Below are 16,604 nucleotides of genomic sequence, written 5' to 3'. Positions count from 1 at the left end.
CCGCTGTTTCCGGAGACCGAGGGTCTCCGGAAACAGCGGCGCCGTGCGTCCGGGGGCGGAGGGGACGGACGGCCCTCCGGTTTGCGGGACGACCAGGGTATCTCCGCCGGCTGTCCCGCCCCGCACGGCGGCCGGGCTCCGTGCGCGCCCCCGCCTCCTCCGTCCATTGGCATAGACCTGCCAGGAACGGGCCGCTACCATCTGCCTCGAACTCCCCATGAGAGCGCTCTCACAGTTCAGCTGTTCCACCCCCACCTCGCTGGAACAACGAAGGGCTACTGCCTTGAGACGCACTACAGTCGTACGCACGGGTCTGGCCGCCTTCCTCATGCTCGGCACCTGGGCGACCGCGGGCGCGCTGCCCGCCGCTGCCGCCCCCGACCCCTCCCCCGCCGCCGCCGGGGCGCCCGCCTCCGCCGGGCTGCTCGCGGCCATGCAGCGGGACTTCGGACTCACCGAGGCGCAGGCCGAGCAGCGCCTCGCCACCGAGAAGAAGGCCACCGCCGTCGAGCCGGAGGCGCGGAAGGCCGCGGGCGCCGCCTTCGGCGGCTCCTGGCTCGACGCGAAGACCGGGAAGCTCACCGTCGCCGTCACCGACGGGTCCGCCGCGGCCGCCGAGGCGGTACGGGCGACCGGCGCGGCCGTCCGCACCGTCGAGCACAGCGCGAAGGAGCTGGACGCGGTCAAGGCGCGCATCGACAAGCTGTCCGCGCCCGCGGGCGTCGGCAGCTGGCACGTCGACCCGCGGGCGAACACGGTCGTGGTGAACGTGGTCGAGGGGCAGCGTTCCGACAACGATGTCCAGGCGTTCGTCTCCCGCGCCCGCGCGGCGGGCCCCGTCACCGTCGAGGAGACCCCCGAGGCGCCGCGCACCTTCGCCGCGGGCACCGTCGGCGGCGACCCGTACTACACCGGCAACGTCCGCTGCTCCATAGGCTTCTCGGTGCACGGCGGCTTCGTCACCGCCGGGCACTGCGGAGGGGCCGGCCAGGGCGTCAGCGGCTGGGACCGGTCCTACATCGGCAACTTCCAGGGCTCGTCGTTCCCGGAGAACGACTACGCCTGGGTCAACGTCGGCAGCGGCTGGTGGACGGTGCCGGTCGTGCTCGGCTGGGGCACCGTCTCCGACCAGCTCGTCCGCGGCTCCAACGAGGCCCCGATCGGCGCCTCGATCTGCCGTTCCGGCTCCACCACGCACTGGCACTGCGGCACGGTGCTCGCCAAGAACGAGACCGTCAACTACAGCCAGGGCGCGGTCCGTCAGATGACCAAGACCAGCGTCTGCGCCGAACCCGGCGACTCCGGCGGCTCGTTCATCAGCGGCGACCAGGCCCAGGGCGTCACCTCCGGCGGCTGGGGCAACTGCTCCACCGGCGGCGAGACCTGGCACCAGCCGATCAACGAGATCCTGAACCGCTACGGGCTGACGCTGCACACGGCCTGACACGGTACGGGGTGTGCTCCGCCGCCCGTGGGCGGCGGAGCACACCCCGGGCGTCCGCTTGGACCGCGGCAGTTCCTACGGCTCGATCAGGCCCACCCGGATCGCGTACCGGGTCAGCTCCAGGCGGTCGCGCAGGCCCAGTTTCTGGAGGATGTTGGCGCGGTGGCGCTCGACCGTCTTCGGGCTGATCGTGAGGAGGTCGGCGATCTCCTTGGAGGTGTGGCCCTCGGCGACGAGCTTGAGGACCTCCTCCTCCCGCTCGGTGACGACCCGGCCCGGCAGCGGGCCGCCGCGCTCGACGCGGTCGAGGTAGCCGCGGATGAGGGCGGTCTCGGCGCCGGGGTAGATGAAGGGCTCGCCGCGCAGGGCGGCCCGGCACGCCTCCACCAGGTCGCGGTCCGCGACGGACTTCAGCACGTAGCCGCCCGCCCCTGCCTTGAGTGCCTCGAAGAAGTACTGCTCGTTGTCGTACATCGTCAGGATGAGCAGCGGCAGGTCCGGCAGCAGGCGGGACAGCTCGCGGGCGGCCTGCAGGCCGGTCGTCCGGGGCATGGCGATGTCGAGCACGGCCAGGTCGATGCCGCCCCGGCGCGCCCGTGCCACGGCCTCGGCGCCGTCGCCCGCCTCGGCGACCACGGTGAGGTCGGGTTCGCTGTCCAGGATGAGCCGGACCCCCTGGCGGACGAGGGCGTGGTCGTCGGCCAGGAGCACGCGCGCCGGGTCCGGTCGGTTCATGGTCGGCTTTCCTCCGTCGCGGTCGCGGGTACGTGCAGTCGGATCTCGGTGCCGCCGCCGGGGGCCGCGCCGACGAGCAGGCGGGCCCCGACCAGCAGGGCCCGTTCGCGCATGCCCCGGATGCCGGCCCCCTCGGCGGCCCGGCCGAGGCCCCGGCCGTCGTCTTGGACGACGAGTTCCACTCCCCCGTCCGGGCCCCCGCGCAGTTCCAGCCGCACCTCGGCCGCGCCCGAGTGGCGGGCCGTGTTGGTCAGGGCCTCCTGCGCGACCCGGTAGAGGACGAGTTCCGCGGCCTCGCCGAGCGCGGGCAGGCCGGGGCCGATGTGGTGGTGCACGGTGAGGGGCGGCAGGGTGAACTCGGCGGCCAGGGCGCGCAGGGCGCTGTGCAGGCCGAGCTCCTCCAGGACGCCGGGGCGCAGCCGGCGGGCGATGCGGCGGATCTCGTCCAGGCTGGCCCGGGTGGTCTCCTGCGCCTGGCGCAGGTCGTCGCGCAGGGGCGCGGGCGCCCGGTCGGCGGCGTGCTTGAGCTGGAGCAGGACGGCCGTCAGGGTCTGGCCGATCTCGTCGTGGAGCTCCTGGGCGATCCGGCTGCGCTCGGCCTCCTGGGCGGACAGGGCACGGGCGCTGCTTGCGGCCCGCTCGGCCTCCAGGCGGTCGAGCATGGTGTTGAAGGCGACGGTCAGCTCGGCCACGGCGCCCGGCCCGGCCGGGTCGGGGCGGCTGCCGGGGCGCAGCAGGTCGGCCGAGGACATCGCGCGGGTGAGGCGCTGCAGCGGCGCGAGCCCGATGCGCAGCAGCACGGCGTCGGCCGCGAGCATCGCGGCCAGTCCCCCGCACAGCACCAGGGCCTCCCCGTGCAGGATCGGCGTCGACACGGTCACGGGGCCCAGGAGCAGCAGGACGGCGACGGTCAGCACGGCCGCGTTGAGCAGGAAGATGCGCCAGTACAGTGACACGCACGCCCCTTCCTCCGCGACTTCCGCCTCCGCTGCCGTCACGGCCGTCCATCGGGGTTGCACGTGCTCTGACCTGCGGCGGGACCTGGGTCCCCCCGCCATCCTGACGCGTGCCGGCGGCCCTGTCCATCCGTGCCGACACCCATGTCCGGGGGCGCCCGGCGGATGACAACATGTGTGGGCCTGCGGTGATCGTCCCACTCGTGCGACGGCCGCCGCGGACCACGTACGCACGCAGGGCACAGGGAAGGGGACAGGCCGTGCCTGCTCCACGGATGAGAATGACACCGCTGCCGGGCATCGGTGTCCAGTACGACCTCACGACGCGCGAGCACCGGCACCTGTCGGTGATCGCGCACCGGGACGGCACCCGGTCGGTGAACGTGTACCGGGGCGACGACCCCGACGACTGCGCCCACTCGCTGCACCTGACCGGGCAGGAGACGGCGTCGCTGATCGACGCCCTGATGCCCTCGCACCACAGCCCGAGCGTGCTGCACACCACCGACCTGGGTCTGGTGGCCGAGCGCATAGCGCTGTCCGCCCAGTCGGTGTGGAACGGGCGCGTCCTGGGCGACATGCGCATGCGCACGGAGACCGGCGCCTCCGTGGTCGCCGTGCTGCGCCGCGCCGACGCCATCCCGTCGCCCGCCCCGGACTTCCGGCTGGCCGGCGGGGACACCCTGATCGTCATCGGCACCCGCGAGGGCGTGGACGCCGCGGCGGCCATCATCGGGCAGGAGTGACGGGTGCATTCCTCTGCCGTCTTCCTGATCGAGTTCGGGGCGATCATCCTCGGCCTCGGCCTGCTGGGCCGGCTGGCGGGCCGCTTCCAGTTCTCGCCCATCCCGCTGTACCTGCTGGCCGGACTCGCCTTCGGCGAGGGCGGGCTGCTGCCGCTCGGCGCGAGCGAGGAGTTCGTCGCGATCGGCGCCGAGATCGGCGTCGTGCTCCTGCTGCTGATGCTGGGCCTGGAGTACACCGCCACGGACCTGGTCTCCAACCTCAAGACGCAGTACCCGGCCGGCGCGGTGGACTTCGCCTTCAACGCGCTGCCCGGCGCGGCGGCCGCACTGCTGCTCGGCTGGGGGCCGGTGGCGGCGGTGGTGCTCGCCGGCGTCACCTGGATCTCGTCCTCGGGTGTGATCGCCAAGGTCCTGGGCGACCTCGGCCGGCTCGGCAACCGCGAGACGCCGGTCATCCTCAGCATCCTGGTCCTCGAGGACCTGGCCATGGCGGTCTACCTGCCGATCATCACCGCCCTGCTGGCGGGCGTCGGCCTGGCCGCCGGCAGCGTGACCCTGGCGATCGCGCTGGGCGTGGCCGGGCTCGTGCTCTTCACGGCCGTGCGGTACGGGCGGCTCATCTCCCGCTTCGTCTCCACCGACGACGCGGAGAAGCTGCTGCTGGTCGTCCTCGGCCTGACCCTGCTGGTGGCGGGGCTCGCCCAGCAGCTCCAGGTGTCGGCGGCGGTCGGCGCGTTCCTGGTCGGCATCGCGCTGTCCGGCGAGGTCGCCGAGGGCGCGCACACGCTGCTGAGCCCGTTGCGGGACCTGTTCGCCGCGGTGTTCTTCGTCTTCTTCGGTCTGCACACCGACCCGGCGAGCATCCCGCCGGTGCTGCTCCCCGCGCTCGCGCTGGCCGTGGTCACCGCGCTCACCAAGATCGCCACCGGGTACTGGGCCGCGCGGCGCGCCCACGTCGGCGTGAAGGGGCGCTGGCGGGCCGGCGGAACGCTGGTGGCGCGCGGCGAGTTCTCCATCGTCATCGCCGGTCTCGCCGTGTCGGCGGGCATCGAGCCGCAGCTGGGGCCGTTCGCCACGGCGTACGTGCTGCTGCTGGTCGTGATGGGTCCGCTCACCGCGCGCTACACCGAGCCGGTGGCCCGGTGGTTCCTCTCCCGCCGCGACAGCGGCAAGCCGCCGGCCGCGGACCGCGCGGCCGAGGAGGCGGCGCCGGTCGGCGGGGCGCGCGAGTAGTCCCGTCCGGCGTGTGTGTCGGGGGGAGGGCCGAAACCCTCCCTCCGACACACACGCCCGCCCCGCTCCGGCCTCCGCCCGGACCGACCCGGCTCAGCGCCCCCGGCCTCCGCCCGGACCGACCCGGCTCCGCCCCCGGCCTCCGCCCGGATCGGCCGGGTCGGTCCGGGACGGGTGGCGTCGTCCGGTGCGGCGCCGGGCGGGTGGACCTGCCGGCGCCCTCCGCGCCGCCCGCCCCGGCGCCCGCCGCGCGGCGTCAGTCCGCGGCGAACGGTTCGTCGCTCCAGCGGAACCGGGCGCGGTCCCCCTCGACGTGCAGCAGGAACTCCGGGACCGGGCCGGCCGGCGAGGACAGGGAGACGGTTCGGCGGATCTCTTCGTGCACCTGCTCCCACTCGTCCCAGCGGGCGTCGTCGTCCAGCTCGGTCAGCTCGATGTCCCGCGCGAACAGGGGCGCGACCGCGGCGAACCCCGGGCCGGCGGTGAACCGCCCCGCCAGCCACGGGAAGTCGCCCCCGTCGATCGCGATCTCACCGACCGGCACGTCCCCGCTCCGCACGCACCACACCTCGCCCATGCGCCCCATACCGTGCTCCGCCGCCCTTCCGTCCGCCGTGGACGACGCGGAGCCCCGCCGCACCGCCGGGCACGCCCTTCCACGCGCCACCGACAGCCGGGCGGGTCCGCGGCCGCGGGCGCCGCGCCGGCCGCGGTGCTCCGTGCCGGGCCCACACGCCCGCCGGGTGCCGTCCCGTATCGCTCGCAATAGTCCACACACGGCTCGTCATCGTCCACAGAAAGCGCTTTAGCCTCGCAGGCATGCCGGCCGCGCGGCACCGGTGCTGCATCCCCACAGCAGTTCCCCGAGCACTTCTCCCACACCCCACGGACGGAGACTCCCATGCGCAGGACGAGCGCACGGTTCACCCTGACCGGAGCCGCGGCGGCGACCGCCGCCGTCATGGCGATCGCCGGGGCCACCACGGCCAGCGGCGCCCCCGCTCCCGCCGACCCGGGTGCGGCGGCCGCGGCGGCCGCCGCACCGATCGGCTTCGGCGCCGGTACGACCGGCGGCGCCGGCGGCACCACGGTCACCGTGACCAACGCCTCCGCCTTCAAGACGGCGGTGCAGAGCGGCTCCGCGCAGATCGTGCGCGTCAACGGCACGATCGCGCTGACCGAGATGACCAAGGTCGCGTCCAACAAGACCATCGTCGGCGTCGGCACCGCCGGAAAGATCACCGGCAGCGGCCTCAACGTCGCCAACGCGACCAACGTGATCATCCAGAACCTGACGTTCACCGGGTCCAACGACGACGCGATCAACGTCCAGTACTCCACCAGGGTCTGGATCGACCACAACGACATCTCCGGCGCGAAGGACGGCGCCGTCGACATCAAGCGCGCCTCCACCAACATCACCGTGTCCTGGAACCGCACCCACGACCAGGACAAGAACATGCTGCTCGGGCACTCCGACGACAACGCGTCCGAGGACACGGGCAAGCTGAAGGTGACGTACGACCACAACTGGTTCGACGGCACCAACCAGCGCAACCCGCGCGTCCGCTTCGGCAACCCCGTGCACGTGCTGAACAACTACTTCAGCGACATCGGCTCCTACGGCGTCGCCTCCACCGAGAACGCCGGCGTCCTCGTCGAGGGCAACTACTTCGAGAACACCGACGACCCGTACCACCTCGGGGAGGGCGACTCCGACGAGGGCTCGCTCGTGGCGAGGAACAACTACTTCGCCAACTCCGGAAGCGGCCGGACCGGCGGCAGTGTGGCCTCCATCCCGTACGGCTACACCGCCCAGTCGGCGTCGAGCGTCAAGGCGTCGGTGACCGCGGGCGCGGGCGTCGGCAAGATCTGACCGGCCCCACGCGCGACGTGTCCCGCCGGGGCGGGACCGGTGACGCCACTTCCGTCACCGGTCTTGCCCCGGCCCACCCTCTCGTCTAGGTTCCCCCACCGGCCACGCCGCCGCAGGAGTCGGCGACAGCACCGCGGCCGCTGGACGAGCGAGGCGGCGCCCATGGCGACAGACGCGCCCGCCGGGACGGGCGGGCAGCAGTACGGGCCGGCACGGCCGCTCACCGTCGGCCTGCTCACCGCGAACATCCACCTCGGCGTCGGCGCGACCCTGTGGTCCGGCGCCTGCGCGGCCGCCGAACGCAACGACGTCAGCCTCGTCTGCTTCCCCGGCGGCCCCCTGCGCCACGGCGACGTGCCACGCAGCGCCCTGTACGACCTGGTCGGCCCCGCCCGCCTGGACGGCGTGGTGTGCTGGAGCTCGACCCTGGGCCTGCCCGCCTCGGGCGCCCGCGCGCAGCGCCTGCTGCGCCAGCTCGCCCACCTGCCCGTGGTCAGCCTCAACCAGCCGCTCGGCGAGCAGGGCGACACCCTCTCCGTGGACTCGTACGCGGGCATGCGCGAGGCCGTCGGCCACCTCGTCGTCACGCACGGCCGGCGCCGCCCGGCCTGCATCCGCGGGCCGCTGGCCAACCCCGTGTCGCACGCCCGCTACCGCGCCTACGCCGACGCGCTCGCGCACCACCGGGTGCCGCACGAGCACGGCCTGGTGTGCGCCGCGGTCGACTTCACCGCCGGGGCGGGCGCCTCCGCGATGCGGGTGCTGGTCGAGGCGCGCGGGCTGACGCCGGGCGTCGACTTCGACGCGGTGGTCGCGTGCAGCGACGTCCTGGCGGCCGACGCGCTGCGCTTCCTCACCGGCCGCGGGGTCCGCGTCCCGGAGGACGTGGCCGTCGTCGGCTTCAACGACTCCCCCGAGGCGCGCCTGTGCGACCCTCCGCTCACCTCCGTCGCGCTGCCCTTCTCCGAACTGGGCGCGCTCGCCGTGGACACCCTGGTGGCCCGGTTGCGCGGCACCCGGCCGCCGGACCGCACGGCGGTTCCGGGCGCCCTGGTGGTCCGCCGTTCCTGCGGCTGCCCCTCGCCGCTGGTCTTCCACGGCCCGGCGCCGGGCGGGACGCGGCGGCCGGACGCGCGGACCGGCACCGGTCGCACGGAGGGGACGCGGGACGACGGCTGGGGCGAGGTGTGCGCGGCGCTCCCCGGCTCGGGCCCGGAGCTGGCCGCGGCCTTCCGGGCCGACATGGCACGGACGGCGGACACGGCCGGTACGACGGCGGACGTGTCCGGTACGGCCGGCGCCGCGGACGCGGCGGGTACGGAGAGCGCGGCGGACATCTTGGACACGGCGCATCCGGCGGGCGGCGCGGAGCCCGGCGCGGGCCGCGCGGAGGGACCGGACGCCGGTCCGCCGACCGGGGCGTTCCTGCCGCTCGTGGAGCGCCTGCTGAGCGCCCGGGCCGGCACGCTCGCGGAGGCGGCGCGGTGGCAGGAGGCCCTGGCCTCCGCCCGCGCGCAGGTGGTCGCCGCGCAGCCCGCCGCCCGCCGCGGGCACGCGGAACTCCTCCTCGGCCAGGCCCGGTTGATGGTCGCCGAGAAGGCCCGGCGGCTCGTCGAGTACGAACGCTGGGCGCAGGGCCGGCAGGCGCAGCGGCTGCGCGACCTCGGCACCGCGCTGACCACCGTGGTGGATCTGGAGGGACTGGGCGACGTCCTGGAACGGCACACCTCGGCGGCCGGGATGCCGGGCTGCCGGCTGGTGCTGCACGAGGACGCGTGGGCGCGCGCGGAGACGGCGGGCGCGGCAGGCGCGACGGGCACCACGACGGGCGTGGAGACGGCGGGGGCCGCCGTACGGGGCATGGCGCGGCCCCTGCTCACCCGGGACGAGCGGAGGGGCGGCGGGCGCCCCGGCCCTCCGGCCGGCCAGGCGTCCCCGGACGGCTCCACGTCCTCGACCGACTCCATGTCCCCGGACAGATCCACGTCCTCGACCGGCCCCACGTCCCCGGACGGCTCCACGTCCTCGACCGGCTCCGCATCTCCGAAGGGCTCCGCTTCCCCCACCGGCTCCGCGTTCCCGGTCGGCGCCAAGCTCCCGATGGACTCAGCGTTCCCGATCGACTCAGCGTTCCCGACCGGCCCGCCGCCCCCCGTCGGCCCCGGGTCTCCGGTGGGCCCCTCGTCCCCGGTGGGCCCCGCCTTCCCGGCCGCCCTGCTGCTGCCGGACGCGCTGATGCCGCGCGGGGGCCGGTTCGCGCTGGTCCTGGAGCCCCTGCACATCGGCGAGGAGCACCTGGGGTTCGCCGTCTTCGACGCCACGTCGGCGCGGGGCGCGCAGCGGGACGGGGCGTTGTACCGCGCGCTCGGCGACCAGATCAGCGCCGCCCTCAAGGCGCTCGGCCTCTTCGACGAGGTGCGCCGGGCCCGGGACGCCGCCGAGCAGGCCAGCCGCTTCAAGACCCGGCTGCTGGCCAGCGTCACCGACGAACTGCGCCCTCCGGTCGAGGCGTTGCTGCGCCACGCGGAGGGCGGCGATCCGGCCGACGCGCTCGCCGTGGTGCGCCGGGACGCCGGCCGGCTGCTGCACCTGATCGACAACCTGCTGGACCTGTCCCGCTCCGAGGCGGACGACCTGGTCCCGGCGCGGCGGCTGCTCGACCCGCTGCCCGCCCTCGCGGCGGCCTTCCGCACGGCCGCCGCCGCGCGCCGCGCCGCGGACGGCTGGTCGCTCGACCTGCCCGCACGGCTCCCGGCCCTGTCGGCGGACGAGACGCGGCTGCGGCAGATCGTCGGCAATCTGCTCGCCGCCGCGGCGGCCGGGTCGCCGGACGGCGGCCGGGTGGCCCTCGCGGCCCGGCTGCGGCCGGCGTCCGTACGCGTCACCGTCACCGCGCGGGACGACGGCCCGCCGCCGCGTCCCGGCGCCGGGGAGCGACGGCCGGCGGGGACGGAGATCGGGGTGGCCGCCGCCCACCGGCTGGCGATGCTGCACGGCGGCTCCCTGATCGCCGACCACGGGCCGCGCGGGGTGCGCTTTCTCCTGGACCTGCCGCTGCCCTCGCCCGGCGGCCCGGCCCGCCCCGCCGCGCAGCAGCACGGCACGCTGCTGGTCGTGTCGGCGCGGGACGAACCGCCCGCCGACGTACGGGACTTCGCCGAGCGGCACGGGCTGCGGCCGCACCGGCTCGGCGCGGCCGACGACGTGGCCGCGGCCGTGGAGCGGCACCCGCCCGCCGCCGTCGTCTGGGACGCCCGTGCGGCGCGGCCCGAGGAGTGGCCGGCCGTCCAGCGCCTGCACGACCGTCCGGAGTTGCGGCACACCCCGTTCCTGCTGTTCGGCGCGGCGGGCCCCGACCTGGCCGGTACGCTGCGGGCGCTGCGCCCGGGCGGACTCGCCGCACCCGTCGTCGCGGTCGCCGCCTCGGAACGGTCGCGGGAGTCCCTGCGGCGGCTGGTCGAGGCGGCGCTGCCCGGCCATCCGTCGCGGGTGGCCGCCGACGGCACGACCGCCCTCGCCCTCGTCGCGGAGGAGGCACCCCGTCTGATCGTGCTGGAGCGGTCGCTGCCCGACATGCACGCCCTGGACGTCGTGGACCGCGTGCACGACGGGACGGGCCGTGCGCTGTGCCCGGTCGTGGTCACCAGCCACCACGGCTTCACCGCGGCCGACGCCCGGCGCGCCAGGCCGCACCCGTCGCTGCTCCTGCTGGACCTCGACGTGTTCACGCCCGAGGAGGCCGCGGCGCTGGTGGTGCGGCTGGCGGAGGACGCCCGGACGGTGTCCTCGCGCGCGAGGGCACCGGTGCACGACGCCCTGGTCTTCCTCCACGAGCACTACCGCAGGCAGATCTCCCGCTGGCAGGTCGCGCAGGCCGCCGGGGTCAGCGCGGACCACCTGGGCAAGCTGTTCCACCGGCAGTTCGGGCTGACGGTGTGGGAGTACCTGACGCGGCTGCGCATCCGGCGCGCCGCCGAGCGCCTGCGGGCCGGCGGCGACAGCATCCAGAGCGTGGCCCGCTCGGTGGGCTTCCGCGACCGGGCGTACTTCAGCCGGGTGTTCCGCAGGGTCACCGGCGTCGCCCCGCACGCCTACCGCGAGGAGGCCGTACGGGGCGGGGCGGCGGCGGGCCGGTGACGGCGCCTCGCGTGTTTGTGGCCCCTGACCGGCGGAAACCCTACCGTCGCACGGTCCAGGCCCGCGTGCGTCCCGGCCCGCGCCGGCCGGGTCGTCCGAGCGGCCGCAACACCCGACTGCTGTGCGCACGGCACGGATTGGACTCCGCTTGACCACCGACCCGTCGTCCCCGTCCCCGTCCCTCTCCTCGGCCCCGTCCCCCTCCTCGGAGCCGTCGCCCCCGCTCACGGACCCGTCGTCCCCGTGGCCCCACTCCCCCGTCCGCGTCGGGCTCGTCGGATCGGGGCCGTGGGCGCGCGGCGTGCACGCGCCCGTGCTCGCCGCCGGGCCCGAGACCCGGCTGACCGCCGTGTGGGCGCGCCGTCCGGAGGCGGCCCGCGAGACGGCCACGCCCCACGGCGCGGCCGTCGCCGCGACGTTCGACGAACTCCTCGACGGCTGCGAGGCGGTGGCCTTCGCCGTGCCGCCCGCCGTCCAGGCCGGGCTCGCCCCGCGCGCGGCGCGGGCCGGCAGGGCCCTGCTGCTGGAGAAGCCGCTCGCGGCGGACCTGGAGTCGGCGCGGCGCGTGGCCGACGCCGTCGCCGAGGCGGGCGTGGTCTCCCAGATGGTCCTCAGCAACCGCTACCTCCCGGGGGTACGGCGCTTCCTGGCGCGGGCGCGGAGCCGGGAGGTCTCGGGCGCCCGGGCCTGCTGCCTCAGCGGCGCCTTCCTCGGGGGCGACTTCGCCACCCCCTGGCGCCTGGAGCACGGCGCCCTGCTGGACATCGGACCGCACGTCCTGGACCTGCTGGACGCCGCCGTGGGCACCGTCGTACGGGTCCGCGGCACCGGCGACCCGCGCCGCTGGGTGGAGCTGACCTGCGAACACGCCAACGGGGCCGTGAGCCAGGCCTCGCTGTCCGGTTCGGTCGCGGTGCCCGGCGGCCTCACCCGCGTCGAGCTGTACGGCCCGCAGGAGCCCCTGGTCCTCGACGGCGCCGCGCTCGGCCCCGAGGAGCCCTGGCCCGTCCTGCGCCGGGAGTTCGCCGCGGCCGTGCGCACCGGCACCCCGGGCGACCTCGACGCCCGCCGCGGACTGCACCTGCAGACCCTGATCGACCAGGTGCGGCCGGCCTGACCGGCGGCGGTGCGAGGACCCTGCCGGGGCGGCGCGCCGGCGGACGCGGGTGCGCCGCCCCGGCAGGTGCGGGAGGCCGACGCGGGCAGGTGCAGGAGGCCGACACGGCAGGACGCGGGCAACCGGCACCGGCGGACGCGGGCGCCCGGCACCGGCAGGTGCGGGGGGCCGACGCCGGCGGGCGCGGGAGAGGGGGCCGGTCAGTTCGGCCCCTGCTCCGCCTCCCCGCTCAGGAAGCTGCTGACCTGGGCCGCGAGGCTGTCCCTGAGCCCTTCCTGACGGGCTCCGGCGGCCGTGGGGCACAGGTCGACGCCGCCCGCCCACAGGTACCGCTCGGTCCACTCCTCGTCGACCTTGAGCTGGATCTGGACGTCCACCTGGCCCAGGGAGTCGTCCGCCGCCGCGGCGTACAGCACGGACGTGACCCGGCGCAGCGGGTAGAGGTCGAAGCCCTCGATGAACTGCGAGTTCCGCCAGTCGAGGAACGCGGCCTCGCCGTCCGCACCCGTGCGCACGTCGACCTGCCCGTCCTCGAAGTGGACACCGAAGCGCCGGCCGGTGCGGTTCTCCACCGTCACGCGGAACCTGAAGTAGGCCAGCCCCTCGGCCGCCTCCTCGCGCCCCCGGGGCGGCTCCGCCTTCTCCAGGCCGTGGACGCGGACACGCAGGCCGGCATGCTCGTCGTCGTACTCCTGCCAGTCCCCGACCACATTCGGCTCGTACACGTTCCACCTCTCGACTTCAGAAGCTGAGTCCTATCCGTGCGCGAGAGGACGTGTCAAATGGGCGGAACACGCGCTGGCCAGGGCATTTCCCGCGAATGATCAACGATCAAGCCGTGCCCAGCCAGAACCGCCCCCGAGGGCCCGCGGCGATATTTCCCCACGTGTCGCACATCACGTCACAGTGCACCGTACGGCGTACCGGGCGACGGCCCCCACGCGTCCGCCGCGGCACGCGCCGGCCCGGGTGCGGCTGGGCGGCCCGGCTCCTCCTCCGCACGGGCTCCCGCGGCCGCGTCCCGGCCGGGCTCGCGCAGCCCCAGCGTGAACCAGACCCGCTTGCCCGTCCCTCCGGTCTCCGGCGGGGAGATCCCCCAGTCGTCGGCGAGGGCGGCCACGATGGCGAGGCCGCGTCCGCGCTCGTCGGCGGCGTCCGCGCGGCGGGGGCACGGGAGGAGGGGCGAGCGGTCGGCGACCGTCACCCGCAGCGCGTCGCCGGTGCGCTCGACGACGACGGTGACCGTGTCGTCGGGCCCGGCGCCGCCGTGCCGGACCGCGTTGGCGAAGAGCTCGTCCGCGGCGAGGACGGCGTCGTCCCGCCGTCCGGGGTCGGCGCCCAGGCACGTGAGGTACGCGGCGACCCTGCGCCGGACGAACGCGGCCTGGGAGGGGCAGGCGGCGACCGCGGTGCACAGGACGGCACCGTCCCGCCCCGCGGCGGACGGCGCGGCGGACCCGTCCGGGCCGGTTCCCCCCGGCCGCCGCGTCCCGGCGCCCCGGCCCTCGTCCCCGCCGCGCGCCGCGCGCCCGTCCGGGCCGTGCGGCGGGCGGTCGTCCGCGCCGTACGGCGAAGGCGCGCCGGAGCCGCGCGGCGGGCGGTCGTCCGCGCCGTGCGGCCGGGGGGTGCGCGAGGGCGAGGGCCGGTGGTGGGCTCCGGGTGCCGTCATCGGTCCTCCTTCGGCGCAGCACGGGTGGGGAACGGTCGGGGTGGCTGCTCCTGCAGCCAACCGGGCGGCCGGGGCGGGCACCAGGGGGTACGGGGGTTGTTCGGTTGCGGCTCCGTAGTGGCGGTGCGTGTAGGTTCGAACGCGTGAGCAATACGAGCGGTGACCAGGGGAATCGGCACCCACGCGGTTCCGCGGGACCGCACGGCGCCGACGGTGCGGGCGGCACCGCCGGCCTCGCCGGCAAGCGCGTACTGATCACCGGCGGGACGCGGGGGCTCGGCCGGGAGATCGTGCGGCTGCTGGCCGGCGAGGGCGTCCGCGTCGCCACCTGCGCGCGCGGCGAGGGGGATCTGCGGGCGCTGCGGGCGGCGCTGGGCGGGCCGGAACCGGACCGGCTGCTGACCCGGGCGCTCGACCTCACGGAGCCGGAGCGCCTGGAGGACTTCGTCGCGGCTGCGGCGAAACGTTTCAGCGGGCTGGACGGCGTGGTGGCCTGCGCGGGCGGGTCGCGCGGCCGCGGCCTGGAGGAGTCCGGCGCCGACGACTGGGCGGCGGCCTGGGAGCTCAACGTCCACCACGCGGTGCGGCTGGTGCGGGCGGCCGTGCCGCACCTGCGCGCGGCGGGCGGCGGCTCCGTCGTGCTCGTCTCCTCGATCTCCGGCTGGAAGCCGGGCCCGTACGCGCAGTACGGGACGGCGAAGGCGGCCCAGATCCATCTCGCCGCCTCGCTGGCCCGGGAGCTCGGCCCCGACGGGATCCGGGTCAACGCCGTCTCGCCCGGCTCCATGCTGATCCCCGGCCGGCGCTGGGACCGGATGCGCCGCGAGGAGCCCGAGGCGTACGCCGCGTTCGCCGCGGCGGAGCTGCCGGCCGGGGAGCCGGTCGCGCCGCAGGAGGTGGCCCGGGTCGTGGCGTTCCTGCTCTCCGACTGGTCCAGCGGGATCTCCGGGGCGCACCTGCCCGTCGACCGGGCCCAGAACGCCCCGTCGCCCGACGGCTACTGAGCCCCCGTCACCCGGTGGCTACCGAGCCCCGCGCCCGGCCCGCGCCGCCCGGCGCCCCGGCACCCGCCCCGTACGGTCACCCGCCGCGCACTCGCCGTACGCCCGGCGGGCCGCGCGGCCGCCGCGCGTGCGGCCCGCCGTCACGCGGCCGTCCCCAGCACCGGCAGGGACCGGCGCTCGAACTCCCGCACCAGGGGCTCGTGCCGGACGGGCCGCAGCCGCGCCCGGAAGTCCCGCAGCGCCTGGACCGAGCGTTCGCTGTGGACGGAGCCCAGGGTGTCGAGGGCCTCGGTGGCGGCGCCGATCGCCTCGTCGAGCCGGTTCTGCTGCAGGTGCGCCGTGGCGAGCACGGAGCGGCTGATCGCCTGGCGCCTGCGCCGGTCGGCGTTGGCGCGCAGGGACTCGCTCGCGGTGCGCTCCGCCTGCGCGCCGAGGCCGAGGTCGCGGAAGCAGAGCGCGGACTCGGCCTGCAGGTAGTGGTGGTCGAGGTAGCGCACCCAGGCGGACTCCTGCTCGGCGCCCCGGCTCGCCTCCAGGTGCCGTTCGGCCAGCCGCAGGGCCTCGGTGGCCTCGGCGGCGCGGCCCTGCGCCGCGTGGCCGCGCGCCGACATCGCGTACAGCCGCATCAGCCCGAGCGGACTGCCCGCGCCCTTGGCGGTGGCCAGCCCGGCCCGGGCGAGCGCCACCCCCTCGTCGGGGCGGCCGAGGCAGGTCGCCAGGTGGGAGAGGCCGGCCAGGATCTGCCCGCCGAGGACCCGGTCGAGCCCCTCGGCGCACAGCCGCAGCCCCTGGACCATGTAGCGCTGCGCCAGGCCGTACTCCCCCGCGTCGTACGAGCTCCAGCCGGCCATCGCGGCCAGCCGGGCCGCCGCGGCGAACAGCCGGCGGCGCACCGGGGCCGCCGTGCCGCGCCGCCGGAGCATGGGGATCACCTCGGTGGACAGGTAGTGCACGATGCTGGTGCGCACCCCGCCGCCGCCGTAGTGGTTGTCCATCCGGTCGAACATGCCGATCATCGCGTGCACCTGCTCGACCGGCCCGCCGTCGGCCGGCACCTCCTCGCGCGGCGCGTCCTGGTGGTCGAGGAGCCACAGCAGCCAGTCCCGCTGCGGCGCCGTGAGGGCGCCCGCGACGAAGGGGACCGTGCCGGGCAGGCCGCGGCGGGAGATGTCCGCGGAGCCCAGTTCGGCCAGGATGTGCAGGGTCTCCGCCACGTCGTCGCCGTAGACGAGGGCCCGGCCCGCGACCGGGCGCTGCGGCTCGGGGGCGAACCCGAGGTCCGCGGGGGACAGTTCGCGGCCGAGCCGTTCGGACAGCACCGCCGCGATCAGCTGCGGGGCGGTCCCCCTGGGCTGCTGGCCCTGCAGCCAGCGGGTGACGGACGCCTTGTCGTACGCGGTGTCCACGCCCTGGTTGCGGCCGAGCTCGTTGACCCGCAGGGCGAGCGAGGCGTAGGAGCAGCCGGCGTCCTTGAGTGCGGCGGCCAGTGCCTTGTTGGCCCCGGCGGGGTTCTTGGAACTCCTCGGTTGTCCGTCGGTCACGCTGGCCGTCCAGGTCTCGCGGTGGTCGTGCGGAAGAGCCCGGACCTGTCGCTCCGTCAGATGCCGTGCCACCAGGCACGATCGGGGGCCGGTGGGAGGGTGCGGCAGGTCACTTGATCACTATGGCCGTCGGCGGACGGGGCCCG

Annotated in this window: 13 protein-coding genes; 7 read left to right on the top strand and 6 right to left on the bottom strand. The window is 76.0% G+C overall.

All coding sequences use genetic code 11. The annotated features are described in order from the left end of the window. Positions 1 to 328 precede the first annotated feature (328 nt). Complete coding sequence (locus IE271_RS16160) at positions 329 to 1,444, top strand: S1 family peptidase (RefSeq protein WP_373308775.1); 1,116 nt, start codon at positions 329 to 331, stop codon at positions 1,442 to 1,444. A 75-nt stretch (positions 1,445 to 1,519) separates the two neighbouring features. On the opposite strand, the gene IE271_RS16155 is transcribed toward IE271_RS16160, so the two are convergent. Both IE271_RS16155 and IE271_RS16150 read right to left on the bottom strand, forming a co-directional pair. Next, positions 1,520 to 2,179: a response regulator transcription factor gene (locus IE271_RS16155; RefSeq protein ID WP_190191000.1), complete on the bottom strand. Its 660-nt coding sequence runs from the start codon at positions 2,177 to 2,179 to the stop codon at positions 1,520 to 1,522. Then, complete coding sequence (locus tag IE271_RS16150; RefSeq protein ID WP_190190999.1) at positions 2,176 to 3,135, bottom strand: HAMP domain-containing sensor histidine kinase; 960 nt, start codon at positions 3,133 to 3,135, stop codon at positions 2,176 to 2,178. Before IE271_RS16150 ends, IE271_RS16155 begins: the two co-directional genes overlap by 4 nt. 260 nt (positions 3,136 to 3,395) lie before the next feature. Here IE271_RS16150 and IE271_RS16145 point away from each other — a divergent pair, with 260 nt between their 5' ends. Beyond that, positions 3,396 to 3,881 (top strand): cation:proton antiporter regulatory subunit, encoded by a 486-nt coding sequence (locus tag IE271_RS16145; RefSeq protein WP_190190998.1) that lies wholly within the window; start codon positions 3,396 to 3,398, stop codon positions 3,879 to 3,881. 3 nt (positions 3,882 to 3,884) lie between these two features. Continuing rightward, on the top strand, positions 3,885 to 5,114 hold the full coding sequence (locus IE271_RS16140) for a cation:proton antiporter (protein WP_190190997.1): 1,230 nt from the start codon (positions 3,885 to 3,887) through the stop codon (positions 5,112 to 5,114). 256 nt (positions 5,115 to 5,370) lie between these two features. Here the strand turns inward: IE271_RS16140 and IE271_RS16135 are convergent, their stop codons facing one another. Continuing rightward, positions 5,371 to 5,700, bottom strand: coding sequence for a hypothetical protein (locus tag IE271_RS16135; protein ID WP_190190996.1), 330 nt, complete (start codon positions 5,698 to 5,700; stop codon positions 5,371 to 5,373). A 315-nt stretch (positions 5,701 to 6,015) separates the two neighbouring features. Here IE271_RS16135 and IE271_RS16130 point away from each other — a divergent pair, with 315 nt between their 5' ends. The 3 genes from IE271_RS16130 to IE271_RS16120 all read left to right on the top strand — a co-directional run bounded on the left by IE271_RS16130 (position 6,016) and on the right by IE271_RS16120 (position 12,244). Continuing rightward, positions 6,016 to 6,990: a pectate lyase family protein gene (locus IE271_RS16130; protein WP_190190995.1), complete on the top strand. Its 975-nt coding sequence runs from the start codon at positions 6,016 to 6,018 to the stop codon at positions 6,988 to 6,990. Positions 6,991 to 7,152: 162 nt separating this feature from the next. Continuing rightward, complete coding sequence (locus tag IE271_RS16125) at positions 7,153 to 11,127, top strand: substrate-binding domain-containing protein (RefSeq protein WP_190190994.1); 3,975 nt, start codon at positions 7,153 to 7,155, stop codon at positions 11,125 to 11,127. 148 nt (positions 11,128 to 11,275) lie between these two features. Further along, the gene (locus IE271_RS16120; RefSeq protein WP_190190993.1) at positions 11,276 to 12,244 is read left to right on the top strand and encodes a Gfo/Idh/MocA family protein; all 969 of its coding nucleotides are present in this window, start codon (positions 11,276 to 11,278) and stop codon (positions 12,242 to 12,244) included. A 200-nt stretch (positions 12,245 to 12,444) separates the two neighbouring features. Here IE271_RS16120 and IE271_RS16115 read toward each other — a convergent pair whose 3' ends face one another. After that, a complete protein-coding gene (locus tag IE271_RS16115; protein ID WP_190190992.1) occupies positions 12,445 to 12,969 on the bottom strand; it encodes a hypothetical protein in 525 nt (174 codons plus the stop codon). A gap of 176 nt (positions 12,970 to 13,145) precedes the next feature. Further along, entirely contained in the window at positions 13,146 to 13,913 is a 768-nt protein-coding gene (locus IE271_RS16110) for an ATP-binding protein (protein WP_190190991.1), read from the bottom strand. Between the two features lie 143 nt (positions 13,914 to 14,056). On the opposite strand from IE271_RS16110, the gene IE271_RS16105 reads away from it, so the two are divergent. Beyond that, entirely contained in the window at positions 14,057 to 14,917 is an 861-nt protein-coding gene (locus IE271_RS16105) for an SDR family NAD(P)-dependent oxidoreductase (protein ID WP_190190990.1), read from the top strand. 140 nt (positions 14,918 to 15,057) lie between these two features. Here IE271_RS16105 and IE271_RS16100 read toward each other — a convergent pair whose 3' ends face one another. Further along, entirely contained in the window at positions 15,058 to 16,458 is a 1,401-nt protein-coding gene (locus IE271_RS16100; protein WP_190190989.1) for an NsdA family TPR-like regulatory protein, read from the bottom strand. Positions 16,459 to 16,604: the final 146 nt, after the last annotated feature.

The organism is Streptomyces minutiscleroticus, from assembly GCF_014650875.1.
GTDB classification, from domain to species: domain Bacteria; phylum Actinomycetota; class Actinomycetes; order Streptomycetales; family Streptomycetaceae; genus Streptomyces; species Streptomyces minutiscleroticus.
This window is presented reverse-complemented; position numbering and strand designations above follow the sequence as displayed.